The sequence below is a fragment of the Pseudidiomarina xizangensis genome, from assembly GCF_052541995.1.
In genome coordinates this window covers 77,909-103,222 of the sequence record NZ_JBOBQA010000005.1, presented here as the reverse complement: position 1 = coordinate 103,222, position 25,314 = coordinate 77,909, and the positions used below count along the sequence as shown (strand labels likewise).

Sequence of the window (25,314 nt, the reverse complement as noted above, 5' to 3'; positions counted from 1 at the left end):
TTCCGTGTTCCCAGAATCAATTATTAGTTGGAATTAACATGCAAGATTTATTAGCACTGCGCGACTTATCAAGCGCTGAGGTGACGCAATTACTAGACCTCGCTCAAACCATCAAACAACGGCCGAGTGCGTGGCAAAATCATTTACAGGGCAAGAGCATTGCGTTGTTGTTCGAAAAACCATCGTTACGCACCCGTGCCAGTTTTGCTGCGGGTATTCACCGGCTGGGTGGTCATAGTATTTACCTGGATGCAGCAAATCTGATGGGCAGTCGTGAACCGGCTGCGGATGTCGGTGCCAACCTGGCTCTTTGGCACGATGCCATCGTCGCCCGGGTGTTTTCCCAGGCGACTCTGGACGAGCTGGCGCAGGCTTCAGATAAGCCCGTGATCAATGCGTTGAGCGACATTTGTCACCCCTGTCAGGCAATGGCTGATTTACTTACCTTAACCGAGCAACTGGGCGATCTGAGCAATGTCACGCTGACTTACTTTGGCGATGGCAACAACGTCTGTCAGGGCCTGATGTCCGGCGCCGCGCTCGTGGGCATGACCTTGCAGATCGTTACACCTAAAGGCTATGAACCCGATACTGAAGCGCTGGCACACGCACAGAGCGTTGCCGCCACTAACGGAGGTAGTGTCACCCTGCATCATGATTTCACCGATCTGCAACAAACCCATGCTATTTATACCGACACCTGGTTCTCAATGGGGCAAGAGCGTGACAGCAACACGGTAATGCATGACTTTGCCCCCTTTCAGGTCAACATGGACCTGATGCAGCAACTGGGTGCCAGCTATTTTATGCACTGCCTGCCCGCCTACCGTGGCCGTGAAGTTACCGCCGAAGTGATTGATGGCCCGCAGTCGCTGGTGCTGCACCAGGCGGAGAACCGGTTACACGCACAGAATGCAATTTTAGTTGAATTACTCGCAGGAGCTAAGGCATGAAAAAATCAGTGGATAAGGTCGTTTTGGCCTACTCAGGTGGTTTAGATACGTCTGCGATAGTGCCCTGGCTGAAAGAAAATTATGACTGTGAGGTGGTCGCCTTTGTCGCTGACGTAGGTCAAGGCGATGAAGAGCTCGCTGGGGTGGAAGAAAAAGCCATCGCCTCCGGTGCCAGCAGTTGTCATGTAGTTGATCTAAAACAACAGCTGGTCAATGAAGTTATTTTCCCAACCTTGAAAACCGGTGCGATTTACGAGGGTCAGTACCTGCTCGGTACCGCACTAGCGCGGCCGATTATCGCTGCTGCACAAGTGAAACTTGCACGCGAGGTTGGCGCCGATGCCCTGGCCCATGGCTGCACCGGTAAAGGTAACGACCAAGTACGCTTCGAATCTGCATTTGCCGCGCTAGCGCCTGATTTACAGGTGATTGCCCCCTGGCGTGAGTGGGCCATGCGTAGTCGTCCGCAATTGCTGGCTTATCTCGCCGAGCGCAACATTCCATGCAGTGCATCAGCAACTAAAATTTACAGTCGTGACGCCAACCTCTGGCATATTTCGACCGAGGGCGGTGAGCTCGAAGATCCATGGAATGCACCTACCGCACAAGTCTGGAGCTGGACCACTGAGCCACTGCAGGCACCTGACGTGCCGGAATACCTGACCTTGTCATTTCTGCACGGCGAGTGGGTTGCCTTTAACGGTGAAGCCATTGATCCAGTCAGTGCTATCACCCAACTCAACCAAGTTGCTGGTGCCCATGGCGTGGGTCGCCTCGATATGGTGGAAAACCGCCTGGTCGGCATGAAATCCCGTGGCTGCTACGAAACCCCTGCTGGTGCTGTGCTTTACGCTGCGCTGCAAGGCCTTGAAAGTCTGGTGCTGGATCGCACCACGCAAGACTATCGTATTCGCATGGGCAACGAATTTGCCCAGTTGCTTTACGATGGACGTTGGTTTACGCCATTGCGTGACGTCATGCTGGCGGCGGCAAATATGTTGGCTGAACCCTTAACCGGCGATATCGTAGTGAAACTCTACAAAGGCCAGGTCAACGTCACCCAGAAGCGTTCACCGAACAGCTTGTACTCCAATGCCTTCGCAACCTTCGACGAAGATGACGTCTATAATCAACAGCATGCCGAAGGCTTTATTCGCCTTTACAGTCTGGCGTCACGGATCCGTGCCTTGCACCAGACCTCTGCAGCAACCGATGGAGATGAGACAACGTCATGAGTTTATGGGGAGGACGGTTCAGCGAGCCCAGCGCTGCTGAATTCAAACAATTTAACGACTCGTTGCGGTTTGACTACCAGTTGGCTGGCTACGATTTGCAGGCGTCTAAAGCCTGGGCGGATGCCCTAGCACAGGCGAAGCTGCTAACGGTAGATGAGAATGCCCAGTTACAACAGGCGTTGCATGAACTGCAACTGGCGGTCGCTAAAAATCCACGCTTGCCATTGCAAAGCGACGAAGAAGACATTCACAGTTGGGTGGAAGCGCAGCTGATCGCAAAAATTGGTGCCACCGCTAAGAAGCTGCATACCGGTCGCAGCCGGAACGACCTGGTCGCCACCGATCTGCGACTGTTTTGCAAAGCCGTCTGTGCCGAGCTGATCACGGCAAATCTCGCTGCCATTCAGGCGCTGCTCAAGTTTGCCGAGCGTTATCAGGCTGCTGCTTTGCCGGGCTACACCCATTTACAGCGGGCGCAGCCGATCATGGCGGGGCATTGGGCATTAGCCTACGTACAAATGCTGCAGCGCGACGTCAGCCGGTTGAAAGAAACCCAAAAGCGGCTGGACGTATGTCCATTGGGCAGCGGCGCGCTGGCGGGTACTACAGCTCCACTTGACCGTGAAGCTCTGGCGCACAGTCTGGGCTTTCGCTACGCCTGTGAAAACAGCCTGGATGGCGTGTCCGATCGCGATTTTGCTTTGGATTTACTGCATAGCGCCAGCACCGGTATGCTGCATTTATCGCGCTTAGCGGAAGATGTGATCTTCTATTGCTCCGGTGAGTCCGGCTGCTTTGCCATGAGTGATCGTATCAGCAGCGGTTCCTCGTTAATGCCACAGAAGAAAAACCCGGATCTGTTTGAGCTGCTGCGGGGCAAAACGGGACGGGTGTTTGGCCATCAACATGCGCTGCAAACCACGCTGAAAGGTTTGCCACTGGCCTATAACAAAGACATGCAGGAAGACAAAGAAGGCTTATTCGATGCCCTGCATACTTACCTGCAGTGCTTGCAGATGCTAACCTTTGCCGTGCCCGAATTAAGCGTGAATGAAGCTCATGCCGCGCAGCAAGCTGCACTGGGTTACAGTAATGCCACCGAACTTGCCGATTATCTGGTGAGTAAGGGCATACCTTTTCGCGACGCCCACCATATCACCGGCGCCGTAGTGCTTTACGCCCAGCAGCAGGGGCAGCCCCTGGAAACACTATCGCTAGCTGAATTTCATGAGTTTTCCGACACAATTGAAGAAGATGTCTACCAGGTTCTCGAGCTTGATTACGGCGTACAGCAGCGCAGTGCCTTAGGTGGTACCGCGCCAAGTGCGGTGCGGATGGCGATCAAGCACGCGAATGATTGGCTGCATGCAGCTGAAGCAGCCAGCAAGCACGTCCGTCAGGCGCGGCTCAGCGATGCCAATAAAATTTGCGAGTTAATTGGTTATTGGGCCGAGCAAGGCGAGAACTTACCTCGTGACAAAGCTGACGTACTGCAGGCGATTCAGAGTTTTGCGGTGGCTGAAATTGATGACGAAGTGGTCGGCTGCGCTGCACTCTATGTCTACAGCACAGGTCTGGCGGAAATCCGCAGTCTCGGCCTGTTTCCCCAGGCACAAGGCAAAGGGCTGGGCGCCGAGTTAGTCGCATTTTTATTATGGAAAGCGCGGGAGCTTGGCATTAGCCGCACCATCGTACTCACGCGGGTGCCGGAATTCTTTGGTCGGCTTAACTTCCGCCTGACGGTGAAAGATAAGCTGCCCGAGAAAGTCATGAAAGATTGTGAGCTCTGCCCCCGCAAGCATGACTGCGACGAAACGGCACTGGAGTATTTACTTTAGGCCGCACTCGAGTACCCGTTTACTCAAGTTCGTCGTCGCTCAGCTCTTCATCGGCTGGAATCGGTAAGCCGCGGCGCTCGAGTTCCGCGCGCACTTCAGCTGGGATCTTATGCGGATTGTCTTTACGTAAGTCTTCATCGGTCGGCAGGGGCTGACCGGTGAAGGCATGCAAAAACGCCTCACACAACAATTCGCTGTTGGTCGCATGGCGAAGATTTTTAATTTGTCGACGGGTGCGCTCGTCGGTCAACACTTTCAACACCCGAGTAGGAATCGACACGGTGATTTTCTTCACCTGCTCACTTTTCTTGCCATGTTCCACATACGGGTAAATGTACTCGCCATCCCACTCCATACTGCACCTTCCACTGAATAACCCTACACAATGGGGTGAATTGTACAATGGTCTGCGGTACAGTCAACTTTATACGCTTAGCGGTCTATACGGCTCATTTGCATTCGCTTTATACTGGCATGACTTTATTGCAAAGCGGTGCCACCGTATAATCGCTTTTTTGACACTTCCCGGAGAACGCAGACGCATCATGAAGGTTGAGGTTTCGGACGCACAAATTCATACCGTTGCAGAACAGGTTCAGGTTCACAAGTTTGGTGGTAGCAGCCTCGCAGATGCCTACTGTTATCGGCGGGTTGCCCGCATTGTCACCGAATATGCCGGTGCCAGTGACCTGGTGGTAGTTTCTGCCGCAGGCGACACCACCAACCGTATTCTCGCCGTCATTGACGCTAAGCAAGAAGGCGATGCGGACGGCGACTACGGCATGGCGGAAGTACTGCTAAAACAGTTGGAAAACTACCAACAAAGCCTGATTAGTGAATTATTGAGCGGCGAGCACCAACAACGCCTGCAAGATGCCTCGCAAAAAGACTTCAGCCGCTGGTGGAACTGGCTAAGTGGCGACCAAACCATTGCAAACCGTGCAGAACTTTTATCCTACGGTGAGCTCTGGTCAGCGCGACTGTTAGCAGCGTTACTTAAACAACAAGGCACACAAGCCGATTACATCGACGCCCGCACGTTCCTCGTCGCCGACGATGCCCCAGAGCCGTTGATTCGAGTCGATGTGTCCCGCGCCGGATTGTTAAACCGTATTGCTTCACATGCTGGCACTCGCTTCATTGTTACCGGTTTTATTTGTGCCGACCCGGAAGGTCGTTCGTTAATACTTGGCCGTAACGGTAGTGACTATTCCGCGACCTTGGTCGGTAGTTTGATCGATGCCAAGCAAGTCACTATCTGGAAAGACGTTGCTGGAGTTTATTCGGCGGATCCGCGTAAAGTAGAGCGGGTAGTAAGCTTACCTATTCTTGACTGGCGTGAAGCAGAAGAACTGGCGCGTCTTGGCAGTCCAGTTTTGCACCCCCGCACCTTTCAGCCGGTCAACCGCGAACGCATGGTGATTGCCGTGCGCTCCAGCTTAAAAGTCGAAAATCAACAAACCCGCATCGGTCAGTACGAAGACACTGAACCCGCGGGTAAAGTCCTGACCGCACTGTCGGAAGTGGTGCTGTTCCGCGTTGACCTGCGCGATGCCAGGTTAATTCAGGCTATCGAAGATCTTGAGCTGACACCTTTGATCAGCTGGAACGAAGTCAACCAACATCAGGCCTATTACGCCTATCACCAAAACCATCTCGATTATATGGCGCAATGGTTAGAAACCATTGATAGCAAACAAAGCGCCAGCAAGCTTACCGGCTATGCCATGCTGGCGTTGGTCGGTAATCGCATTCAGGAAACCGAACAGTTCGCGGTATTCAAACAAGAAACCGGCGAGCAAGCCCTGCGCCGTCTGGCACTGACACCCGATAACAATGCGGTGGTGGCGATTCTCGAGCAGAAGCTCGACAACCGTTTGCTGAACCGAATTCACAGTCAGCTGTTTAATCACCGCCGCAGCCTCGGCGTACTGGTGGTCGGCCGCGGAAATATCGGTAGCGCCTGGTTGAGCCTTTACCGCCGTTTGCGCGAGCGTATTAACGAGCAAATGGATGTGCGCATTATCGGCGTACTTAATTCGACCCGCATGTGGCTGGACTACAACGGCCTCGATTTGACCGACTGGCAGCAGAACTTTGAACGATTGGCACGCCCGTATGAGATGAGTCAATTGATTCCGGAGCTACCGAATGCACCTTACGATGAATTGGTGATGATGGATTTAACCGACGCCACGCCGGTGGCACAGTTGTACCCAAGCTTTTTTGCCAACGGCATGCACATTATTAGTGCTAATAAGCGCGCTGGCGCCTCAACCGAAAGCCAGTACAGTGAAATTCGCACCATCCAGCAAGAATACCAACGTGAGTGGTACTACAACACGACGGTCGGAGCTGGCCTGCCACTGAATTATGCGTTGAATGATTTACGTAATTCCGGCGACACCATTCAGAGTATTTCCGGGATTTTTTCCGGCACCATGTCGTGGCTATTCGAGAACTTTAATGCCGATGTAAAATTCAGTGACTTGGTGCGCGAAGCTAAAGAACGCGGGCTTAGTGAGCCCGATCCGCGGGAGGATTTATCCTGCCAGGACATTATTCGTAAACTGCTGATTTTAGCGCGTGAGATTGGCTTACGACTGGACTGGAAAGATATCGATGTCGATAGTTTATTGCCGGAACATTTGGCGGATATTCCATTAGACGAATTCATGCAACGCCTGCCAGAACTTGATGATGGCATGCAGGATCTTTATCAGGATGCGCAAAAGACCGGCAAAGTGCCACGTTTATTGGCGAGCTTTGCGGTGCAAGACAATGACCGCGTGCGTGCCCGCGTCGGCATTGAATACATCCCCGAGGGCGATATGCTAGCCAACCTTATTCCCGGTGAGAACATTTTTGTGATTTACACCGACTGGTACCATGAAATGCCGTTAGTCATCAGTGGTCCAGGTGCCGGTAAAGAAGTCACCGCGGGCGGCGTGCAGTCTGATCTGAATCAGCTACTTGGCCGCCTCTCGAAGAAGTCTTAAACTCGATTAGAAGATTGAATCGTCGTCACCAAACACCGTTGGTGACGACGAGTTATCGACATATTCCGTCGGTGCGGTACCGGGTATGAAGTACTCAAACCGCGTGGTGTAATCGTTTGCCCGGCTTAATTTACCTGTAGCTAAGTCAATCCTTGCTGACACTAAACCCGGTGGCACATCGAAAGGCTCTGCCGCGACATCTTCCACCGCGGTTTCCATAAAATCGATCCACATGGGTAACGCTGTTTTTGCACCCGCTTCCGTGCCGGAAATCGCCTGCTCGTCACTGTCTAAATTGCTGTTCATTGTCGTGCTACCGAGGGCGTTTTCGAGGTTGTCGAAACCCACCCAACCCGTAGTCACCAGGCCACTCACAAAACCAGAGAACCAAGTATCGTTGACGTCGTTAGTGGTACCAGTTTTACCCGCCACATTACGACCAGCGTGCTTGCTAATCGCGTCGGATCGTTGAATTCGCCATGCGGTACCATTCCAACCGGTTTTGTGGGCCCAACTACCGCCGCCCCACACCGCTGAATTCATCGCTTGGGTTACTAAAAATGCATTCTGCTCAGTAATCACTTGTGGCGCTGGTAAAACTTCGCGTTCGCCGGATTGGCACTCGACGCAGGCAACTTTTGGCCGCGCGGTGAAAATTAGTTGCTCCTGATTATCAACAATGCGCTCGATAAAGTAAGGCTCAATGAGATAACCACCGTTGGCAAATACAGCGTAACCACGCGCCACTTCAAGTGGTGTCATCGAGGCTGAGCCCAGCGATAAAGACTCGTTACGCGGTAGCTCGTCGTAGTTAAAGCCAAAGTTAGTTAAATAATCCACCACAGTAGCCACACCCATCGCCCGCAATAAGCGCACTGAAACCACGTTTTTCGACTTAGCTAAAGCTTGTCGAACACGAATCGGCCCTTCGTAGACATCAGGTGAGTTACGTGGCCGCCAGGCAATACCGCTACCCGGATTCCATTGGTTAATAGGCGCATCGTTGACCAAGGTAGCTAAAGTAAAACCGTTCTCTAACGCCGCCGAGTAAATAAAAGGCTTAATATTCGAACCGACCTGACGCTCGGCCTGCACTGCGCGGTTGTATTGGCTCGCGGCAAAACTGTAACCACCAACGGCGGCAGCAATGCCACCATCACTAGGGCGTAACGCAACAATTGCGGCACTTGGCTCGGGGACTTGCGCTAGCCGCCAACCGCTTGCGGTAGCTCTTACCCGAATCACTGCCCCGGGACTAATGACATCGCTGATGGTCGCGGGCGCTTGTCCCTGACGCTCACGATTAATGAAGGGCCGTGCCCACGCCACATTTGCCCAGGCCAGCTGCGCCTGCTCGCCATCAGCAAAAACAAGAGTCGCACGCTGTTCAGCTTCGGTAATCTCAAGTACTGCTGCCGGACGCGTTAGACCTATTGAGCGAAACTCTTCCAGTTGCGCGACCACCGCCGCTACTGGAAGCTTCTCCTCGCCTTCTTCCGCAGACCAAAGTTGGGCTTCCACACCGCGGTAACCATGCCGTTCATCATAGTTATGTAAATTCTGTTGTACCGCCCTTTGCGCCGCGCGTTGTTGCTTAGCATTCGCGGTAGTGAACACTTTAAGCCCACTGTTATAAGCAGTATCTTCACCGTAGCGCGCAACCATTTCCGCACGCACCATTTCAGCGAGATACGGCGCGTTCATGGTTACTTCAGCGCTATGAACCCGAGTTCTGATTGGCGCAGCTAATGCAGCCTGGTATTGCGCATCGGTAATTTTATCTTCTGCCAGCATGCGACCCAGCACTACCGCACGGCGATCGCGAGCGCGCTCAGGATTAGAAATCGGGTTCATCGTCGAGGGTGCTTTTGGCAAGCCAGCAATCATGGCCATTTCGGCTAACGTCAGTTGATTCAGCTCTTTGCCGTAATAAACTTGTGCGGCCGCGCCGACACCGTGCGCGCGATGGCCGAAAGTGATTTTGTTTAAATAAAGTTCAAGAATCTCATTTTTTTCCAACTGACTCTCAATGTGTAGTGCGATAAAAGCTTCTTTAATCTTTCGCGTCCACGTTTGCTCAAAAGTTAAGTAGAAATTTCGCGCGAGTTGCTGGGTAATTGTACTACCACCACTTTGGATCTCACCGGTAACCAGCAATTGAAAGAAAGCTCGGGCAACCCCTATAGGATCGATACCAACATGATCAAAAAAACGCTGGTCTTCGGTTGCTAAAAACGCATCAACCATAGGCTGTGGGACATTATCCAAGCTCACAGGAATGCGCCGGATCTCGCCAAACTGCGCAATCATCTCACCATCGGACGAATAAACTTGCATTGGAGTCTGTAAGCGAACTTCACGGAGCTCTGCAACACTTGGTAGCTCGTCTTTGTAGTATAAGTACATACCACCAACGGTTAGACTGCCCAAAGCAAAAGCAATCAATACGCCATACAGAATCCATTTTAAAACTTTCACAAAATTTATCCTTTTTTGGATCTAGTGCTATCTTGTAAAGAAACAGTTTAATAGTTGCTATCTATAACTGCTTATTATAGAAAGATAAACAAAGATTCCTACGCTACACTTAAAAACTGCTATGCTCTTTGCGAGGATCTTACATTTCTGTCGTGCGCAGCAAATGGCAACTTACATAACAATGAATTATAAGCCATTTACACATCCCATCGGGAGAACATTATGGGGCTGTTTGGTCTAGGTAAAAAACCTGGTCTAGGCATCGATATCGGAACAGATGCGATTAAATCAGTTGAAATTGTATCACAAGGCGACACTTATGAAATCGTGCGTGTTGCTGAGACGCAATTGGCTAAAAATCTCATTACCGACGATGAAATTACGGATATAGAAAAGCTTTCTAAAACACTTAAGCAAAATAGAAAAAGCTTGGGCACGCGCGCTATTGATGTTGTCGGGGCTGTATCCGGCAGCCAGGCGATTTCAAAACAGCTCGCCATGTCACTCGATCTTGATGACGAAGCTATTGCTGAAAAGATTGAAACCGAAGCCGAAGCTCTCATTCCTTTTCCGCTTGCTGAAGTGCGCTATGACTTTGAAAGTCTTGGTGAACATCCGACCATGCCCGGCCAACAACGGGTCATTGTAACTGCTACCCGCACAGTAAGTGTCGACACCCGGGTGCAAGCGCTGGAAGAAGCTGGCTATAAAGTCCGCATCATGGATGTCGACAATCAAGCCATACTTCGTGCCTGTGACCATGTGATGCCTCATTTGCACCCAGACCTTTACGACAACAAATTGCCGTTGATGATTCTCGATATTAGTAGCGCTGCGGTACAAACCATCGTTATTGGTCATGGCGAGGTGATGTTTACCCGCTATCAAAGTGGCGGTCTTGCGCAACTTTTCAAAACCTTGGATAACGATGGCGAAGTTAGCCATGCTGAATTGTTTACCAAATTACGTGCCGACGAAACTGATGACATTTCACCGACCGTAATACAAGATTTCTTGGGCAACCTCTGGGCGCAAATCAGCCGCAGCATGCAAATTTACCGTAGCAACGCGACCAAAAAAGATTTCGCTGGTATTTTACTAATAAACAGTGGCGCTATGTTACCGATGATCGTCGATAACATCCGTCAACAAGTGGAGTATCCGGTCATCAGCCTGAATCCATTCGAACATTTCCCGCTACCGAGTAAATACCAACACTTACAATCTCACGGCCCACGGTTCGTAGAGGCATTGGGATTAGCGTTACGGAGCTTTACCCCATGGCACACGTAAACCTACTCCCTTGGCGTGAGATTGCACGCCAACGCGCAAAACAAAAGTTTGGTATTCAGGCCTTTATTGCCCTTTTGATCGCAGCTGGTCTGGTTTTCGTTGCTTATACTGTTATCCAGGATTATCAGCAATCGCAGCGTGCGCGGAATCAATTTTTGACCGCGCAAATTACCATATTGGATGCGCAAATTGCGGAAATCGAAGAAATAAACAAAAAGAAAGATTTTATCGTCAACCGCATGAAATTGATTCAGTCATTACACCGCGACCGAAATACCGCGATACAGATGTTGAACGAGTTGTCTGAACGTATGCCTGATGGTGTACACATTGTGAGTGTCGAAAAGCGCGGAGATCGTTTGAGCCTTCAAGGACGAAGCGTATCTAACAATCGTGTCTCTGAGTTTTTGCGCGCAATTAGCGACTCTGAAATATTCAACAACCCAGCTTTGAGACAAATTTCCGCTGAGGCTGAAGGCATCGAGGGACCAACGCGTTATAGTTCGTTTTCATTGAGCGTTACCATCGCCAGACCAACAAATGATGCTCCTGCCAAGCCGGAGGGTAAATCATGAACGTACGTGAACTCGATATTAATGAAATACCATTCTGGCCCGCGCCGTTTCGTCTTGGTGCGCTATTATTGCTCATTATCGTCTGTCTGGGTGCTGCTTATCACTTCTTACTTTCAGATGAATGGGCCGCCTACAACAAAGAGCAAGCGCGTGAGACGCAGCTGAAACAAGACTATCAGATGAAATACCAAACAGCGGTTAACCTTCCGGTCTATCGCGAGCAGCTGGTGCAACTCAACAAAGATTTAGAAGTGCTGTTAGACATGCTACCCAATGATGATGAAACAGCGCGCTTACTCGACGACATCACCTTGGTTGGCACACGTAGCGGTCTCGATTTTGACCGAATCGAGTGGCTTGATCCACAACCTCGCGAGTTTTATACCGCGCTGCCAATGCGCATCGACTTGCAAGGTGAGTATCATCAAATCGGTGAATTCATTGGCCGAATTGCTGGTCTACACCGAATTATCAGCGTGAAAGACTTTACTTTGCAACGCTCAGATTTTAACAGTAATCTGCAGCTTAACGTAACCGCCGAAACCTATCGGCAGCAAACGTTGAGGACAGAACCATGATAAAGCGCTTACTCCTGGTATCTGCAGGCACATTACTGCTTGGCGCATGCAGTCAAGGTGGCCATCAGGATTTGGTCGCCTATACTGAACAGGTTCGCTCAAGTTCGGTGCCCAGTGCAGAACAGTTGACTGAGATGCCAGAGCTAAAAAAGGTTGATTACAACGGTCGCACCTTTCGCAATCCGTTTGAACCGGCGCCGCTTAATGCGCCATCGATGGGTGAGAACACCCAAGGCTGTCCGCAACCCAATCTTGAGCGTGATCGCGCAGAGTTAGAATCATTGGGTCTCGACCAATTTACGTTAGTTGGCACTATGCGTACCAACAATGAAGGCCAAGTAGCATTACTTAGTACCAACCAAGGTCGCCTTTATCGTGTCGCGATAGGGGATTATATGGGGCTTAATTTGGGTGAAATTACCGAAATTACTCCAGATTACATAATGATAGCTGAATGGGTTCCAGCCGGTGATGGCTGTTGGCAACAACGCAACACCGCACTGCGCTTACCGGGTTCACAAGGGAGTTCTGATCTATGACGTACGTTATCCGTTTCCTGATGCTCATATTGTTGCTGCCAGCCGTGGTTGGCGCCAACGAGCTAGTACGTATCGAACAAATTCCATTAGCGAATGACCGCTTCAATCTTGAGGTGCATTTCACTAATGCGGTGCAAGCACCTGTTGTTCGACGTAGTGAGAACCCATTGGTGCACGAATTCTTATTGCTCGGCACTAACAATGAACTTGCCGCCGGTTTACAGCAGCTCGCTGATCACCCTTTGTTGCAAAATGTCAGTCTGGAGCAGCAACGTGAAGATACGCTGTTGCGGGTTACCACCAAACAACCCTTAGATCATCTACTGAGCCGCTATGAAGATGTCATGGTATTGGTCTTCGTGGAATCCGACGAGCCAGCTGATGCCGGCAGAACAGCCGCAACTACCACTCCAGAGCCCGAAAGCATTGCAGCTCAGCCAACACCCGTAGCGGCCACTGAAATTGCTCCTGAGCGCCGTCAGGCGCCGCAACAACCAGCAGTGGTTACGGCAGCATCCGCACCCAACCCAGAATTACCTAGTGTCACCGATATTGACTTCACTCGGTTACCGGAAGATGTCGCTTTACTGCGTCTGAAACTCAGCGAGGAAGGCATCGAGCACGAAGCTCGGGTACGAGGCAACCGTCTTGAACTTACCCTTTACGATACAGAAATCAGCGATGACTTACTTTACGTGTTAGATGTCAGCCAGTTCGCAACGCCGATCGCGCACATCGAAACCTTCCGCGAAGGTGACGATGCAGTTGTGACCATCACCGGTAAGGGAGATTTCCGTCATCAACTTGAACAAATTGACGGTTCACTAAACTTGAAGTTCAGCAACCCTATCGAAGTAGCTGAAAACGATGGTTCACAACGTCCAATTTCACTTAACTTCCAAAATGTGCCCGTGCGGCAACTGCTGCAAATTCTTGCCAATGAAAATGACCTGAACCTGGTAGCCAGTGAATCAGTGACCGGCAACATCACGCTTCGTTTAGAAAATGTGCCGTGGCAGCGTGCTCTAGATACGATCCTGCGCGTGAAGGGCCTCTCAAGTCGCATGGACAGTAACATTCTTATTGTTGCTCCTGCTGATGAGCTTGCTGAACGCGAAGCGCAAGAGCTCGAAGCTAAGCAGCGGTTATCGCAGCTAGCACCACTGGAAAGCACTTACATTCAAATTAACTATGCCAAGGCTGCAGACATAGCCGCCATTTTGCGCACCGAAAGTTCGGATCTACTATCAGAACGCGGTGCTGTGACCGTCGATGAGCGCACCAATACTTTGCTAGTCCGCGATACACCACGTCAGATCGAAGAAGTTGAAGATATGGTAAAAGTGCTTGATGTCGCGGTTAAGCAAGTGGTTATTGAAGCGCGTATGGTTACCGTTCGTGACAATATCAGCGATGAATTGGGTATTAATTGGGGCATCACTAACCCTGATATGGGTGGACCCAACTTCTTCGGTTCAGGCACCGAGAATGGGGGCGACCTGAATGTGAATTTGCCCGTATCCAACCCAGCTGCAACCATTGGTTTTCAAGTGGCGAAGCTAGCAGATGGTCGTCTACTTGACCTTGAACTGTCAGCGTTAGAGCGCGAGAATAAGGGTGAAGTTATTGCCAGCCCGCGCATTACCACAGCCAATCAGAAGAAAGCCTACATCGAACAGGGTACGGAGATTCCTTACGTCGAGAGCGCTTCCTCCGGTGCGACCTCGGTGCAGTTCAAGAAAGCCGTGCTAGGGCTTGAGGTAACCCCCCAGATCACTCCTGACAACCGGGTGATTATGGATCTGGTGATTACCCAGAATACTCGTGGTGAGACAGTTTCGACGCCAACAGGACCTGCAGTATCTATTGATACTCAGGAAATCGGTACGCAAGTACTCGTTGAGAACGGCGAAACTATCGTCCTCGGCGGTATTTATCAGCAACAAATCTTGAATGATATAACCAAGGTACCGTTACTTGGCGACATCCCGTACGTTGGTGTGCTGTTCCGCAACGATAGTCAAATTCATGAAAAACGTGAACTGCTTATCTTTGTGACGCCACGAATTGTAATGACAACGCCGTAAGCCTTGCTTAAATGGCTGTGACTTGCGATAATCCCGCCTCTTTTGGATTGGGTAAAGGAAGGTCAAACAGACACTCCGGATTCCGTGAGTCACAGCTATTAAACGAGTGATGTAAAGCAGAGATATGGCTGAAAAACGTAACATTTTCTTGGTAGGCCCCATGGGGGCTGGTAAAAGCACGATTGGCCGACAACTAGCTCGGCAACTTCACCTTGAATTCTTCGACTCTGATTCTGAAATCGAGCGCCGCACTGGTGCCGATATCGCGTGGGTCTTCGAACTGGAAGGCGAGGAAGGTTTCCGCGCGCGCGAAGAAAAGGTTATTGAAGAACTAACTGAAGCAACCGGTATTGTTTTGGCAACGGGCGGCGGTTCGATTCTAAGTAAAGAAAGTCGCAACCGACTTTCCGCACGTGGCATCGTGGTTTACCTGCAAACGCCCATTGAAAAACAACTTGCCCGCACTCAGCGCGACAAACGTCGCCCGCTGATTGCTGAAGCTGAAGACCCGCGTGCAGTACTCGAAGACCTCGCTTCGCAACGCAATCCGTTGTATGAAGAAATTGCTGACGTTGTGGTGCGTACCGACGAGCAAAGTGCTAAGTTCGTGGTCGACAAAATAATCGAACAAGTGGGGTTATAGCCCCAGCAACGGAGCAACTCATGCAAGCCGATACTCAGACTTTGATACATCGCATCGACGTCGGACTTGCTGAACGTAGTTACCCCATTCACATCGGTCGGCAACTGTTCTCAGCGTTGCCGACATTGCTCACCGAGTTACCCAAGCAGCTTTGCATTATCACCAACGCCACTATCGCTGCACACTACTTAAAATCTTTGCAAGCCGCATTACCTAACTCTGCCACTATTATCGTGCATGAAATTGCCGATGGTGAACATGCGAAAAGCATCACCTCCTATGCAGAAGTAATGGATGCACTCATCGCTGCAAATTTTAACCGCGATTGCGCGATTCTGGCGTTAGGTGGCGGTGTGGTGGGAGATTTGGCTGGCTTTGTCGCAGCGACTTTTCAACGCGGGGTCGACTTTTACCAGCTGCCTACCACGTTGTTAGCGCAGGTCGACTCGTCTGTGGGTGGTAAAACCGCAATTAATCATCCCGGTGGTAAAAACCTTATTGGCGCTTTTTATCAGCCGCGAGCGGTGGTGATCAGCACGGATTGCTTAGCCACCCTGACGGCCCGTGATTATGCCTGTGGCCTCGCTGAAGTGGTAAAATACGGCATTATCTATGACGCCGAATTTTTTGCCTGGTTGGAACAAAACACTGATACGCTAAATGCTCGTGAGCCCGAAGCCCTGACCTACGCCATAGGTCGCTCTTGCGAAATAAAGGCCGAAATCGTTGCCGCCGATGAACGTGAGCAAGGCCTACGGGCACTGCTCAACCTTGGCCATACCTTTGGCCACGCTATCGAAGCTGAATATTACACCAGTTGGCATCACGGCGAAGCCGTGGCCGCGGGCACCATGGTGGCTGCCCAGTACATGTTGCAACAGGGTGAGTTAGCCAACACCGACTACCAACGCATATTGTCTCTGCTGCAGACCTTTGGGCTACCAGTTCGTGCACCTCAACTGACCGAAGCGCAGTGGCAACAACGCATGCAACGTGATAAAAAAGTACAAGCAGGGCGATTGCGATTTATCTTGCCCACGCGTATTGGCCACGCAGAACTGCGCACCGTCACAGACTGGTCGAGCGTTTGGCAAGCCATTAATGCCGTCACCGAAACAACTCGTTAAGCTTGGACCAACAGTCGTGAATAAGAAAAATCGTGCCTTTCTCAAGTGGGCGGGCGGTAAATACAATCTCATTGAGCCGATCAGCGCCTTACTGCCAGACGGCAATAAGTTGGTCGAGCCCTTTGTTGGTGCCGGATCGGTGTTCCTCAACACCGATTACCCAAACTATGTTCTCAACGACGTAAATCCTGATTTAATCGCGCTATTTAAAACCATCAAGCGCCGCCCGCAGACCTTTATCCATGACGCTCGCAAATTGTTTAATGCCCAGAATAACAGTGATGCAGCGTACTACGCTCTGCGCCGCGCATTTAACGCAACAACCGATAGTTACCAACGTTCGCTCCTGTTTCTGTACCTGAACCGCCATGGCTACAACGGACTTTGTCGTTACAATAGGTCCGGGCAGTTTAATGTGCCGTTTGGCAGCTACCGCAAGCCTTATTTCCCGCAGCGGGAAATCGAATTCTTTGCGAGCAAGGCCCAGCGTGCGGTGTTTACCTGTCTGAGTTTTGAGAAAGTCTTCCGGCGCGCGCGCAAAGGTGATGTGGTCTATTGCGACCCGCCCTACGCCCCCTTAACTGCGACCGCAAATTTTACCAGCTACGCCACCGCCGGCTTTAGTCTGGATCAACAACATGAACTGGCCCGCCGCGCGGCGCACGCCGCACACAAACGTGGTATCCCGGTGTTGATTAGTAATCACGACACCGAGTTAACCCGCCTGCTTTATGCCGATGCCGACTTACAAAGCCTGCAGGTGGCGCGCTTTATTAGTCCCAAAGCCGATGGCCGCACCAAAGTCGCGGAACTATTGGCCTTGTACACATCAAAGCCGCGGGCGGCCAATGTCATTTCTTTAGCACAAGCCAAACGCAAGGTTGCACGATGACCAATCAACTGACCTGGGTAGTTAAATCCTTTGCCGAATTAACCACCACCGAACTCTACCAGCTACTACAATTGCGCCAAGACGTTTTTGTGGTCGAACAGACCTGTCCATACCCTGACGCTGATGGTCTCGATGACCAAGCCTTTCACCTGTACGCGCTCGATACGGCCGGCACCATGGTCGCTTACGCGCGCTTGTTTGGCGCTAGTGCCGAAACCCCTTATACCCGCATTGGTCGGGTTATCAGCGCGGGAAAGGTTCGCCGCCAGGGGCTTGGCCGGGAACTCATGCGGCGCGCCATCGATTGGTGTCATAAGCATTACCCCGACGCGCCAATCCGCCTTGGTGCGCAGGTGTACCTGCGGGCGTTTTATCACAGCCTCGAGTTTCGTGAGATCGGCGCTGATTATGTCGAAGACGGCATTCCCCATGTCGATATGGAACGCGCACCATGACCTCGGTCGAGCCATTTTCACTGCTTAAAACAGCTTCAGGTTTAGGCTTGGTGTGGCACGAGCACGAGGAAATGAAACCCTTGGTCGTCGACTTTCTCGCTGGCAAGCAAGCGCGGCGCGCACTAGTAGCCACCACCAAGGATGAAGCTATTGCTCGCGCGTGTGGTCTCGGCAAACATCCTGACAGCAGCATTCTGGACGCAACAGCAGGGCTCGGCCGTGATGCCTGGGTGCTGGTGAGTCTTGGCGCACGCGTTGCCATGCTCGAGCGCCAACCCAAAGTTTATGCACTATTAGCAGATGCGCTCCAGCGGCTTTACACTGAGCAACCAAATTACCAGCAACGGTTTTTTTTAGCGCCATTTGCGACCTTGGATGACGCACAAACCGCGAGTTTCGACGTGGTTTACCTCGACCCTATGTATCCGAAAAGTGACCGCAAACAAAAAGCAGCGGTGAAAAAAGACATGCAGATGTTCCAACACTTGGTGGGCGCCGATACCGATGCCGATCAATTACTGGCACCGGCGCGCAAAGTGGCGCGGCGCAGAGTGGTCGTTAAACGGCCCCAGCATGCCGGGTATTTAGCTGACACAAAGCCCGATATGCAAGTCGTCAGCAAGAAACATCGATTCGATATTTATCTAAGTAAGATTGCGGATCTAAGTTCAGCATGAGTAACAACTACGATGTGATTATTATTGGTGCCGGCGCGGCCGGTTTGCAGTGTGCATGGCAAGCCGCAGCTCGGGGGCTACGGGTGCTGCTGCTCGACCATGCCAAACAAGCCGGTAAGAAGATCCTCATTTCTGGCGGTGGGCGCTGTAACTTCACCAACTTATATGCGAGTCCTGAAAATTACCTGTCGGAAAATCCGCACTTTTGTAAGTCGGCGTTAAGTCGCTACACCCAGTGGGACTTTATCGCATTGATCGAAAAACACGGTATTGCCTATCACGAGAAGACGCTCGGACAGCTGTTTTGCGATGACTCAGCAAAACTCGTTGTGCGCATGCTGCTCGACGAGTGTGCCCAGCACGGAGCCAAGGTACAACTGCGCACCGAAATAACCAACGTCGAATGGCACGACGCTAGTTATACGCTGAGCACTTCCCAGGGTGAGTACCATGCACCGCAACTTGTGATTGCTTGTGGCGGGCTATCGATGCCGAAACTTGGCGCAACTCCATTGGGCTATCAACTTGCCGAACAATTCGGTCATACCGTTCTGCCGGTTCGTGCCGGGCTGGTACCTTTTACTCTGCACGACCGTGACAAAGCGGCTTATAGTGAACTTTCCGGTCTGGCACTAGATGTGACCGCAGAGAATGACCGGGCCAGCTTCAAAGAGGCCATGCTGTTCACCCATCGCGGGCTTAGCGGTCCGGCAATGCTACAAATTTCATCCTATTGGTTACCCGGTGAAACCTTCACTGTCGACTTGCTCCCGCAGCTCGATAGCCTCGCCGAGTTACGACGTTTACGCAGCGAACGTCCGAAGCTAGGCCTGCGCAGCGTGCTACAACAGTGGTTTCCAAAACGCTTTGCGCACACCTTGGCTGAGCAACAACAGTGGCCAGACAACAACCTGGCCGACTGCAGTAACGCGCTACTTGAAACCGTCGCGACCACACTCCACGCCTGGCCAGTTAAACCCAATGGCACCGAAGGTTACCGCACTGCCGAAGTCACACTCGGCGGGGTCGACACGAACCAGCTGAGCTCCAAAACCATGGCCAGCAAGCAGCAACCCGGCCTATACTTTATCGGCGAAGTGGTTGATGTCACTGGCTGGCTGGGCGGCTATAATTTCCAGTGGGCCTGGGCCAGTGCTAACGCCTGCGCCGAGGCGCTAACGCCGACAACCTAACGCGCTAACATCCTTAGCCCAACAGCAGGAGCATTCATGGGACACCACCACGGCCATGATCATTCGAAAGACATGCCTTCATCGCGTCTAGGCTGGGCATTCTTGCTCAACTTTGTTTTTACCATTATCGAATTTATTGGTGGCATACTCACCAACAGTACCGCGATTCTGGCAGATGCCGTGCATGACCTGGGTGACAGTATGTCACTGGGGCTTGCCTGGGTGCTGAATAAATTAGGTAACAAAGAAGCTAATCACAGCTTCACCTATGGTTACAAGCGACTCAACCTGGTCGGCGCATTTATCAATGCGGTGGTACTCATCGCTGGCTCCGCCTGGATATTGGCTACCGCGATTCCACGCTTGTGGGATCCGCAAATGCCTGTTGCCGATGGGATGATCGCACTTGCCGTGCTTGGTATTGCGGTAAATGGCTTTGCTGCCTACAAATTGTCTAAAGGCAAAACTTTAAATGAACGGGTCATTAACTGGCATTTATTGGAAGATGTTTTAGGTTGGGTAGCAGTACTTATTGTCGGTGTCGTGCTGTTGTTCGTCGACTGGCCGATTCTTGACCCGATACTTTCTATTGCCTTTACGCTATTCATTTTACTAAATGTATTTCGCAATTTATGGGCAACCCTGAAATTATTTGTGCAAGCCTCCCCTGACAAAAAAACTTATCAGGCGGTGGCTGATTCACTTCAGGAGCTTCCAAATATTACCAGTGTACACCACCTGCACTTCTGGTCGCTGGATGGTGAATCACACGTCCTTACTGCGCACTTAGTCTTATCGCACAATCTTGATAACCACGAGCGTTGCGAATTAAAAGAGCGTATCGATAGCGCGCTCGCCAAGTATCAACTCAGCCATACCACCATTGAGTTGGAACATCCCGATGAAATTTGCCGGGACAGAACCACATAAGCTTACTGGGTTATAAATCTTCATTCGTTCGTTTCAATCTCATTGATGTCACAATTGTACGAACGGCGATAGGCGTAATTATGTTTGGCCGGAAATAGCGACTTTCGCGTCCTTTTAAAATGCATTATGTTAGAACCAGCAAAGCAATTAATGTGGCCTGAAACCACTGATACTCGGAGAACCAGTCAGATGACATTGAATGCCGGTCGCTTACTAGTCCTGGACGATGATAGCCAAGTCAGCATAACTATTCGCGAAATGGCGCAGGCGGCGGGCTACACTGCCAAATCATGTACCTGTACTGATGACTTTTTTTCGCTCAACAGCGACTTTAAACCGACCCACATTGTTCTGGATCTGGCGATGCCGGGGTTAGATGGTGTTGAAGTGATGCGTAGGCTCGCGCAAGAAAATTGTGCCGCCACTATCATTATTGTCAGTGGTCTTGGCGAAAAAGTTCTGAATGCAGCAAAAACAGCAGCTGACGAAAGCGGCTTACGGGTTGCCGGTATACTCTCTAAACCCTTCCGCATTAGTGCCTTACGAGCCTTAATCAGCACCTATTCTAATGATCTTTCAAATTCGACTTCGCAACCCACAAAACTTGCCGAAATCAGTATTGAACAGCTAAAAAACGCGCTTACTGAACAACGGCTGGAAGTGCACTACCAACCACAAATAGGGTGTCGCAAACGTAACATCGTCGGCTTTGAGGCGTTAGCACGTATTCGCGGCAAACAAAACGAATTAATTATGCCCGACCGTTTTATCTCACTCGCTGAGCGTGAAGGTTTGATTCATCAACTAACCTTGCAGGTTTTTGAGCAAGCTATCAGCTGGTTTGCTGACGTTATGGGTGGTACCGATTACACCTTGTCACTAAACACCTCGCCAAGTATCTTTGTCGATGCCGATTTCCCCTCGAAGCTGACCGAACTTTGTATCAGTAAGGGGTTGGCGCCGCACCGCATTAAGTTAGAAGTTACCGAGACCAGCACCGCAAAAAATGCCTCTTTAGCCTTGGAGTTGTTAACCCAATTAAGGGTTAAGGGCTTTCTTGTTGCCATCGATGATTTTGGTGTTGGCTACTCATCAACTGAACAACTTGTGCGGCAACCTTTTTCCGAGCTGAAAATAGATAAGAACTTCATTATTCCCATCGCACACTCGGAAGAAGCGCAAAAAATTGCAGCTTCGTTAATCGCTCTTGCGCGCGCTCTAAAGCTTACGACAACAGCCGAAGGTGTAGAAGATGAACGGTCCCTGACCCTGCTCGCTGATGCCGGATGTGATTTAGCACAAGGGTTCTTCATTAGCCGCCCGATTGCACCAGAGTCTATCCTGGAATGGATAAAACAATTTACCGCAACCTCTGCAGCGAGCACTTGAGATGACGTCACCGCACAAACACGTGCCGAACTTGACGCCGAACTAACCTCCGCCAAAGGACGTGACCTCTGGATACGAAGTATCGGTGAACCTGAACGTAACGCCTCCGGAGAGATTATCGCTGTTCGAGGCGCTTTTCAGGATATTTCTGATGTTGTGCATACACGTAACGAGGTCGCTGCTATTGACAACCAATTACGTCAAACTTTGGAGAATATTAGCGATGGTTTTTTTATGCTTGACCACGACTGGCGTTTTGTTTTTGTAAATTCACAAGCTGAACAGCTGTTGCAGATGTCATCCGAACAATTGCAAGGTTTTGGCTACGCTGTCTCCGCGGCAAACGCCGGTGCTGAAGCGACGTCGAGATACCCCAACTTGAAAGTTCTTTTTCGAGAAAGTTTGTAATAATTTTTCAGCTTGCTACTCTCGATCATATTCGCACTTTTGCTTGCAGGTAGAAAAACGCATCATGGTTAAGTTTGTACAGCCTCGACAGCTGAAAACCTCAGCGGGTGATATCCGCCGCGTGGGCTTTGAACTGGAGTTTTCCGGACTCGACGTCGCCACCAGTGCCGAAGCTGTTGCTCGATCACTGGGTGGCTCTCCTTATGCAAAAAGCGCAGCACAATGGCGTGTTGAAGGTCCTCTTGGCGACTTTAAGATCGAAATTGACTGGAACTTTTTACATAAACTAGCGGCTGAAAAAGGCGAACATGCGAATACCGACGCCTTGCTCGACTCATTAAGTCAGGCCGCGGGGCTAGTGGTTCCCGTTGAAGTCGTGTGTCCTCCTATCCCGTGTGATGAACTCGATGCCCTTAACGATCTGGTCGAAGCCTTGCGCGAAGCAGGCGCAAAAGGCACGGATGAGTCGATGATTGCAGCCTACGGAACGCACATTAATCCCGAACTGCCAGCAACAGATAGTGAAACAATTTGCTATTACATGCAGGCTTACGCGTTATTGCAGTGGTGGCTGGTTGACCAGCATCATGTGAATACCACGCGAAAATTAAGCCCCTATATCGATCTCTATCCCGAAAGTTATGTGCGTGATTTACTTAAATACGACGCGGTCACCGTCAACCAATTGATTGATGACTATATCGATGCCAACCCTAGTCGTAATCGTGCTTTAGATATGTTGCCATTGTTCTGCCACCTGGATAATGAACGCGTTAAAGCTCAACTAAAAGACGACAAGATCAAAGCAAGGCCGACGCTGCACTATCGCCTGCCCAATTGCCGTATCAATGATACCGATTGGTCACTCGCCCGTGAATGGAACCTTTGGTGCAACGTTGAGCGCTTGGCTAATCGTCCCAAGGCGCTTGCAGAACTTGCCTCTGACTTCCTTGACGCCGATCGTCCAATGCTCGGCGTCGCTCGACAACCATGGATTCAACACGTAGACCAATGGCTCAAAGAAAACCTCGCATCGGCGTAACCGGCGCCGGCAAAAAATGGTCACCGTCTTGGTGGACCACACGTATCGCGCTTTGGCTATGCGGTGCCGAAGTCGAGCGCATTAGTGTGCGTCACCGTCCTTCCGGCTTGCCATTGCATGGCATTGTGATTGGCGGTGGCAGCGATATTTCGCCTGAGCACTATGGCGGTACGCTAAGCGGTAAAGTTAAGCACGACCCGGATCGTGACGAGTTAGAGATTAATTGGATCAAAAAAGCGTTGCGCGATGACATCCCAATGCTTGGTATTTGCCGTGGCGCACAGTTGATCAATATCGTCCATGACGGAAATTTATACGACGATATCCGCGAATTACGCAAGCAAACATACAATCGGCCCGGGCTATTACCGACTAAGCAAGTTTTTGTGCGCGGCGATAGCGACCTTGCGACCATTGTCAAAAAACGAAAGCTTCGGGTGAATAGCTTGCACCATCAGGCGGTGCAGGATGTCGGTGAGAATTTGCGCATTGTCGCGCATGACCTCGATGATCTACCGCAAGCCATTGAAAGTTCGGGACACCACCCCATTATTGGGGTGCAATGGCATCCGGAATATTTATTTTATATTCCCAGTGAACTGCGTTTGTTTCATTGGTTAGTTAAAGAGGCCAAACAGTTACGCGGGCGCAGCTAACAGCTCATCCAACTCGGGTAACGAACGTACCGTATAATGCGGCGGTGTCGGCAACGGACACGCTGCGTTTTCCGCGTTTAGCCAACAAGAATGCAGTCCACTACGTTGCGCGCCAAGTACGTCTGAATGGGGGTTATCGCCGGTCATTAGCACGCGTTCACGATCCTTTTGCTGCATCAAATCTAACGCGTGTGTGAAAATCGCTGGGTCGGGTTTCGCCACCCCAACCTGCTCAGAAATCACAACTAAATCGACCAGTTCAGCCATACCCGTTTGGGCTAGACGGGCTTCCTGAAGTTCTTTAAAGCCATTGGTGATAATGCCAATCTTAGCCGTTTGACGAGCACGTTCCAAAAGCTCCCGTGCGCCAGCCAAGGGCTGACAGATAGCCGCCATCGCCTCTAAAAAAGCCGAGTTCAGCTCGTCAGCGCTGACCTCTAACTCACTTGCCCAACCGCAAAACCGCCGACGTTGCAAGGTTTTCGCATCTATTTTCCCCGCCTGATAGTCCTGCCACAACGGCTTGTTTACTGCCTGATACTCGAGGTAGTCGGAATCTGTGAAGCTCACGCCATAACCACGAAACAGTTGCTGCAAGCCGGTTAAGGCATTAAACGAAAACAACGTTTCATCGGCGTCAAACAATAACCAATCGTAACTATGCAATTTAGTTGGCATTCGGCCCTCTCTGCAATCCATTGAAAACAATAAAACAGTTGTGTCTTACAAGTTGAGTCATAGACTCCAGCCTAACGTTGCCAAACCCAGCACTACAAACACCGCTGCTGCGACGTAACGAACCACGTTCAGCGGCACACGCCGCATAAGTTTTTCACCCAGCAACACCACGGGAACATTGGCAATCAGCATACCTAAAGTCGTGCCTAGGGTCACCCAGAGAACGCTTGCATATTGGGCGCCTAATACGACCGTGGCGATTTGCGTTTTGTCACCAATTTCCGCTAGGAAAAATAGCACGAAGGTAGCGCAGAGCGCACCATAGCAGGAGCAACTGGTCGCTTCGTCATCAAGCTTATCAGGCACCAACACCCATAAACCAATTGCGACAAAGCTAAGTCCAATAACAATCCCTGCATAATCAGCAGGGATCCACGAGGCGGACCATTGGCCAAACCATGCGGAAATAAAGTGATTAATAAGTGTCGCGGCAATAATACCGATGATGATAGGCCATTTTTGCCGGTATCGAGCGACCAGCAGTAAGCTCAGCAACTGCGTCTTATCACCCATCTCGGCCAGGGTGACAGTTAAGGTAGAGGTAAGAAAAGCTTCCATGGTGTACTCCGGCGGGTCAACTACTCCCCTA

General features: G+C 50.9%; 24 protein-coding genes. 20 read left to right on the top strand and 4 right to left on the bottom strand.

Features of this window, described 5'->3' with window-relative positions; translation table 11 throughout:
* Positions 1 to 38: 38 nt before the first annotated feature.
* Genes argF through argH form a run of 3 tightly spaced genes read left to right on the top strand, consistent with a single transcriptional unit; the run spans position 39 to position 4,026 of the window.
* A complete protein-coding gene (gene argF, locus ACQ5ES_RS10865; protein WP_445016739.1) occupies positions 39 to 953 on the top strand; it encodes an ornithine carbamoyltransferase in 915 nt (304 codons plus the stop codon).
* Positions 950 to 2,188 (top strand): argininosuccinate synthase, encoded by a 1,239-nt coding sequence (locus ACQ5ES_RS10860; protein WP_445016737.1) that lies wholly within the window; start codon positions 950 to 952, stop codon positions 2,186 to 2,188. The genes argF and ACQ5ES_RS10860 overlap by 4 nt, the downstream gene beginning before the upstream one ends.
* Positions 2,185 to 4,026, top strand: a complete 1,842-nt coding sequence (gene argH, locus ACQ5ES_RS10855; RefSeq protein WP_445016735.1) for an argininosuccinate lyase — start codon at positions 2,185 to 2,187, stop codon at positions 4,024 to 4,026. Before ACQ5ES_RS10860 ends, argH begins: the two co-directional genes overlap by 4 nt.
* Before the next feature lie 19 nt (positions 4,027 to 4,045).
* On the opposite strand, the gene metJ is transcribed toward argH, so the two are convergent.
* Positions 4,046 to 4,381, bottom strand: coding sequence for a met regulon transcriptional regulator MetJ (metJ, locus tag ACQ5ES_RS10850; RefSeq protein WP_445016733.1), 336 nt, complete (start codon positions 4,379 to 4,381; stop codon positions 4,046 to 4,048).
* A 190-nt stretch (positions 4,382 to 4,571) separates the two neighbouring features.
* Here metJ and metL point away from each other — a divergent pair, with 190 nt between their 5' ends.
* On the top strand, positions 4,572 to 7,025 hold the full coding sequence (gene metL / locus ACQ5ES_RS10845; RefSeq protein ID WP_445016731.1) for a bifunctional aspartate kinase/homoserine dehydrogenase II: 2,454 nt from the start codon (positions 4,572 to 4,574) through the stop codon (positions 7,023 to 7,025).
* Between the two features lie 6 nt (positions 7,026 to 7,031).
* Here metL and ACQ5ES_RS10840 read toward each other — a convergent pair whose 3' ends face one another.
* Positions 7,032 to 9,503: a penicillin-binding protein 1A gene (locus ACQ5ES_RS10840; RefSeq protein WP_445016729.1), complete on the bottom strand. Its 2,472-nt coding sequence runs from the start codon at positions 9,501 to 9,503 to the stop codon at positions 7,032 to 7,034.
* A 222-nt stretch (positions 9,504 to 9,725) separates the two neighbouring features.
* On the opposite strand from ACQ5ES_RS10840, the gene pilM reads away from it, so the two are divergent.
* The 16 genes from pilM to ACQ5ES_RS10760 all read left to right on the top strand — a co-directional run bounded on the left by pilM (position 9,726) and on the right by ACQ5ES_RS10760 (position 23,987).
* Positions 9,726 to 10,796: a type IV pilus biogenesis protein PilM gene (gene pilM / locus ACQ5ES_RS10835; protein ID WP_445016727.1), complete on the top strand. Its 1,071-nt coding sequence runs from the start codon at positions 9,726 to 9,728 to the stop codon at positions 10,794 to 10,796.
* Positions 10,784 to 11,371 carry a PilN domain-containing protein gene (locus tag ACQ5ES_RS10830; protein WP_445016725.1) on the top strand — a complete coding sequence of 196 codons (588 nt, stop codon included), beginning with the start codon at positions 10,784 to 10,786 and terminating at the stop codon, positions 11,369 to 11,371. Before pilM ends, ACQ5ES_RS10830 begins: the two co-directional genes overlap by 13 nt.
* Positions 11,368 to 11,949, top strand: a complete 582-nt coding sequence (locus tag ACQ5ES_RS10825; RefSeq protein WP_445016723.1) for a type IV pilus inner membrane component PilO — start codon at positions 11,368 to 11,370, stop codon at positions 11,947 to 11,949. Before ACQ5ES_RS10830 ends, ACQ5ES_RS10825 begins: the two co-directional genes overlap by 4 nt.
* Positions 11,946 to 12,488, top strand: a complete 543-nt coding sequence (locus ACQ5ES_RS10820) for a pilus assembly protein PilP (RefSeq protein ID WP_445016721.1) — start codon at positions 11,946 to 11,948, stop codon at positions 12,486 to 12,488. The genes ACQ5ES_RS10825 and ACQ5ES_RS10820 overlap by 4 nt, the downstream gene beginning before the upstream one ends.
* Entirely contained in the window at positions 12,485 to 14,575 is a 2,091-nt protein-coding gene (locus tag ACQ5ES_RS10815) for a type IV pilus secretin PilQ (protein WP_445016719.1), read from the top strand. Before ACQ5ES_RS10820 ends, ACQ5ES_RS10815 begins: the two co-directional genes overlap by 4 nt.
* A 124-nt stretch (positions 14,576 to 14,699) precedes the next feature.
* On the top strand, positions 14,700 to 15,218 hold the full coding sequence (gene aroK / locus ACQ5ES_RS10810) for a shikimate kinase AroK (protein ID WP_126763983.1): 519 nt from the start codon (positions 14,700 to 14,702) through the stop codon (positions 15,216 to 15,218).
* Positions 15,219 to 15,238: 20 nt separating this feature from the next.
* Complete coding sequence (aroB, locus tag ACQ5ES_RS10805) at positions 15,239 to 16,345, top strand: 3-dehydroquinate synthase (RefSeq protein ID WP_445016717.1); 1,107 nt, start codon at positions 15,239 to 15,241, stop codon at positions 16,343 to 16,345.
* Positions 16,320 to 17,237, top strand: a complete 918-nt coding sequence (locus tag ACQ5ES_RS10800) for a Dam family site-specific DNA-(adenine-N6)-methyltransferase (protein WP_445016715.1) — start codon at positions 16,320 to 16,322, stop codon at positions 17,235 to 17,237. The genes aroB and ACQ5ES_RS10800 overlap by 26 nt, the downstream gene beginning before the upstream one ends.
* Positions 17,234 to 17,692: a GNAT family N-acetyltransferase gene (locus ACQ5ES_RS10795; RefSeq protein ID WP_445016713.1), complete on the top strand. Its 459-nt coding sequence runs from the start codon at positions 17,234 to 17,236 to the stop codon at positions 17,690 to 17,692. The genes ACQ5ES_RS10800 and ACQ5ES_RS10795 overlap by 4 nt, the downstream gene beginning before the upstream one ends.
* Complete coding sequence (locus ACQ5ES_RS10790) at positions 17,689 to 18,369, top strand: class I SAM-dependent methyltransferase (RefSeq protein WP_445016711.1); 681 nt, start codon at positions 17,689 to 17,691, stop codon at positions 18,367 to 18,369. Before ACQ5ES_RS10795 ends, ACQ5ES_RS10790 begins: the two co-directional genes overlap by 4 nt.
* Positions 18,366 to 19,562, top strand: coding sequence for a BaiN/RdsA family NAD(P)/FAD-dependent oxidoreductase (locus tag ACQ5ES_RS10785; protein WP_445016709.1), 1,197 nt, complete (start codon positions 18,366 to 18,368; stop codon positions 19,560 to 19,562). The genes ACQ5ES_RS10790 and ACQ5ES_RS10785 overlap by 4 nt, the downstream gene beginning before the upstream one ends.
* A gap of 36 nt (positions 19,563 to 19,598) precedes the next feature.
* A complete protein-coding gene (locus ACQ5ES_RS10780; protein ID WP_445016707.1) occupies positions 19,599 to 20,492 on the top strand; it encodes a cation diffusion facilitator family transporter in 894 nt (297 codons plus the stop codon).
* Positions 20,493 to 20,681: 189 nt separating this feature from the next.
* On the top strand, positions 20,682 to 21,881 hold the full coding sequence (locus ACQ5ES_RS10775; RefSeq protein ID WP_445016705.1) for an EAL domain-containing response regulator: 1,200 nt from the start codon (positions 20,682 to 20,684) through the stop codon (positions 21,879 to 21,881).
* Between the two features lie 156 nt (positions 21,882 to 22,037).
* The gene (locus ACQ5ES_RS10770) at positions 22,038 to 22,289 is read left to right on the top strand and encodes a PAS domain-containing protein (protein WP_445016703.1); all 252 of its coding nucleotides are present in this window, start codon (positions 22,038 to 22,040) and stop codon (positions 22,287 to 22,289) included.
* 64 nt (positions 22,290 to 22,353) lie between these two features.
* On the top strand, positions 22,354 to 23,331 hold the full coding sequence (locus ACQ5ES_RS10765) for an amidoligase family protein (RefSeq protein WP_445016701.1): 978 nt from the start codon (positions 22,354 to 22,356) through the stop codon (positions 23,329 to 23,331).
* A complete protein-coding gene (locus tag ACQ5ES_RS10760; RefSeq protein WP_445016699.1) occupies positions 23,301 to 23,987 on the top strand; it encodes a gamma-glutamyl-gamma-aminobutyrate hydrolase family protein in 687 nt (228 codons plus the stop codon). The genes ACQ5ES_RS10765 and ACQ5ES_RS10760 overlap by 31 nt, the downstream gene beginning before the upstream one ends.
* Here ACQ5ES_RS10760 and yjjG read toward each other — a convergent pair.
* The gene (gene yjjG / locus ACQ5ES_RS10755) at positions 23,970 to 24,665 is read right to left on the bottom strand and encodes a pyrimidine 5'-nucleotidase (protein ID WP_445016697.1); all 696 of its coding nucleotides are present in this window, start codon (positions 24,663 to 24,665) and stop codon (positions 23,970 to 23,972) included. The genes ACQ5ES_RS10760 and yjjG overlap by 18 nt on opposite strands.
* 57 nt (positions 24,666 to 24,722) lie before the next feature.
* The gene (locus ACQ5ES_RS10750; protein ID WP_445016695.1) at positions 24,723 to 25,283 is read right to left on the bottom strand and encodes a TMEM165/GDT1 family protein; all 561 of its coding nucleotides are present in this window, start codon (positions 25,281 to 25,283) and stop codon (positions 24,723 to 24,725) included.
* Positions 25,284 to 25,314: the final 31 nt, after the last annotated feature.

What these genes read in the sequence shown, in the direction of transcription:
- yjjG (WP_445016697.1), bottom strand. Translation starts at nt 24,665, where the DNA reads ATGCCAACTAAATTGCATAGTTACGATTGGTTATTGTTTGACGCCGAT.
- ACQ5ES_RS10860 (WP_445016737.1), top strand. Translation starts at nt 950, where the DNA reads ATGAAAAAATCAGTGGATAAGGTCGTTTTGGCCTACTCAGGTGGTTTA.
- argF (WP_445016739.1), top strand. Translation starts at nt 39, where the DNA reads ATGCAAGATTTATTAGCACTGCGCGACTTATCAAGCGCTGAGGTGACG.
- ACQ5ES_RS10815 (WP_445016719.1), top strand. Translation starts at nt 12,485, where the DNA reads ATGACGTACGTTATCCGTTTCCTGATGCTCATATTGTTGCTGCCAGCC.
- pilM (WP_445016727.1), top strand. Translation starts at nt 9,726, where the DNA reads ATGGGGCTGTTTGGTCTAGGTAAAAAACCTGGTCTAGGCATCGATATC.
- ACQ5ES_RS10820 (WP_445016721.1), top strand. Translation starts at nt 11,946, where the DNA reads ATGATAAAGCGCTTACTCCTGGTATCTGCAGGCACATTACTGCTTGGC.
- aroB (WP_445016717.1), top strand. Translation starts at nt 15,239, where the DNA reads ATGCAAGCCGATACTCAGACTTTGATACATCGCATCGACGTCGGACTT.
- metJ (WP_445016733.1), bottom strand. Translation starts at nt 4,381, where the DNA reads ATGGAGTGGGATGGCGAGTACATTTACCCGTATGTGGAACATGGCAAG.
- ACQ5ES_RS10825 (WP_445016723.1), top strand. Translation starts at nt 11,368, where the DNA reads ATGAACGTACGTGAACTCGATATTAATGAAATACCATTCTGGCCCGCG.
- ACQ5ES_RS10760 (WP_445016699.1), top strand. Translation starts at nt 23,301, where the DNA reads ATGGCTCAAAGAAAACCTCGCATCGGCGTAACCGGCGCCGGCAAAAAA.
- ACQ5ES_RS10790 (WP_445016711.1), top strand. Translation starts at nt 17,689, where the DNA reads ATGACCTCGGTCGAGCCATTTTCACTGCTTAAAACAGCTTCAGGTTTA.
- ACQ5ES_RS10775 (WP_445016705.1), top strand. Translation starts at nt 20,682, where the DNA reads ATGACATTGAATGCCGGTCGCTTACTAGTCCTGGACGATGATAGCCAA.
- ACQ5ES_RS10800 (WP_445016715.1), top strand. Translation starts at nt 16,320, where the DNA reads ATGCCGTCACCGAAACAACTCGTTAAGCTTGGACCAACAGTCGTGAAT.
- ACQ5ES_RS10750 (WP_445016695.1), bottom strand. Translation starts at nt 25,283, where the DNA reads ATGGAAGCTTTTCTTACCTCTACCTTAACTGTCACCCTGGCCGAGATG.
- ACQ5ES_RS10795 (WP_445016713.1), top strand. Translation starts at nt 17,234, where the DNA reads ATGACCAATCAACTGACCTGGGTAGTTAAATCCTTTGCCGAATTAACC.
- ACQ5ES_RS10830 (WP_445016725.1), top strand. Translation starts at nt 10,784, where the DNA reads ATGGCACACGTAAACCTACTCCCTTGGCGTGAGATTGCACGCCAACGC.
- ACQ5ES_RS10780 (WP_445016707.1), top strand. Translation starts at nt 19,599, where the DNA reads ATGGGACACCACCACGGCCATGATCATTCGAAAGACATGCCTTCATCG.
- argH (WP_445016735.1), top strand. Translation starts at nt 2,185, where the DNA reads ATGAGTTTATGGGGAGGACGGTTCAGCGAGCCCAGCGCTGCTGAATTC.
- ACQ5ES_RS10765 (WP_445016701.1), top strand. Translation starts at nt 22,354, where the DNA reads ATGGTTAAGTTTGTACAGCCTCGACAGCTGAAAACCTCAGCGGGTGAT.
- aroK (WP_126763983.1), top strand. Translation starts at nt 14,700, where the DNA reads ATGGCTGAAAAACGTAACATTTTCTTGGTAGGCCCCATGGGGGCTGGT.
- ACQ5ES_RS10785 (WP_445016709.1), top strand. Translation starts at nt 18,366, where the DNA reads ATGAGTAACAACTACGATGTGATTATTATTGGTGCCGGCGCGGCCGGT.
- metL (WP_445016731.1), top strand. Translation starts at nt 4,572, where the DNA reads ATGAAGGTTGAGGTTTCGGACGCACAAATTCATACCGTTGCAGAACAG.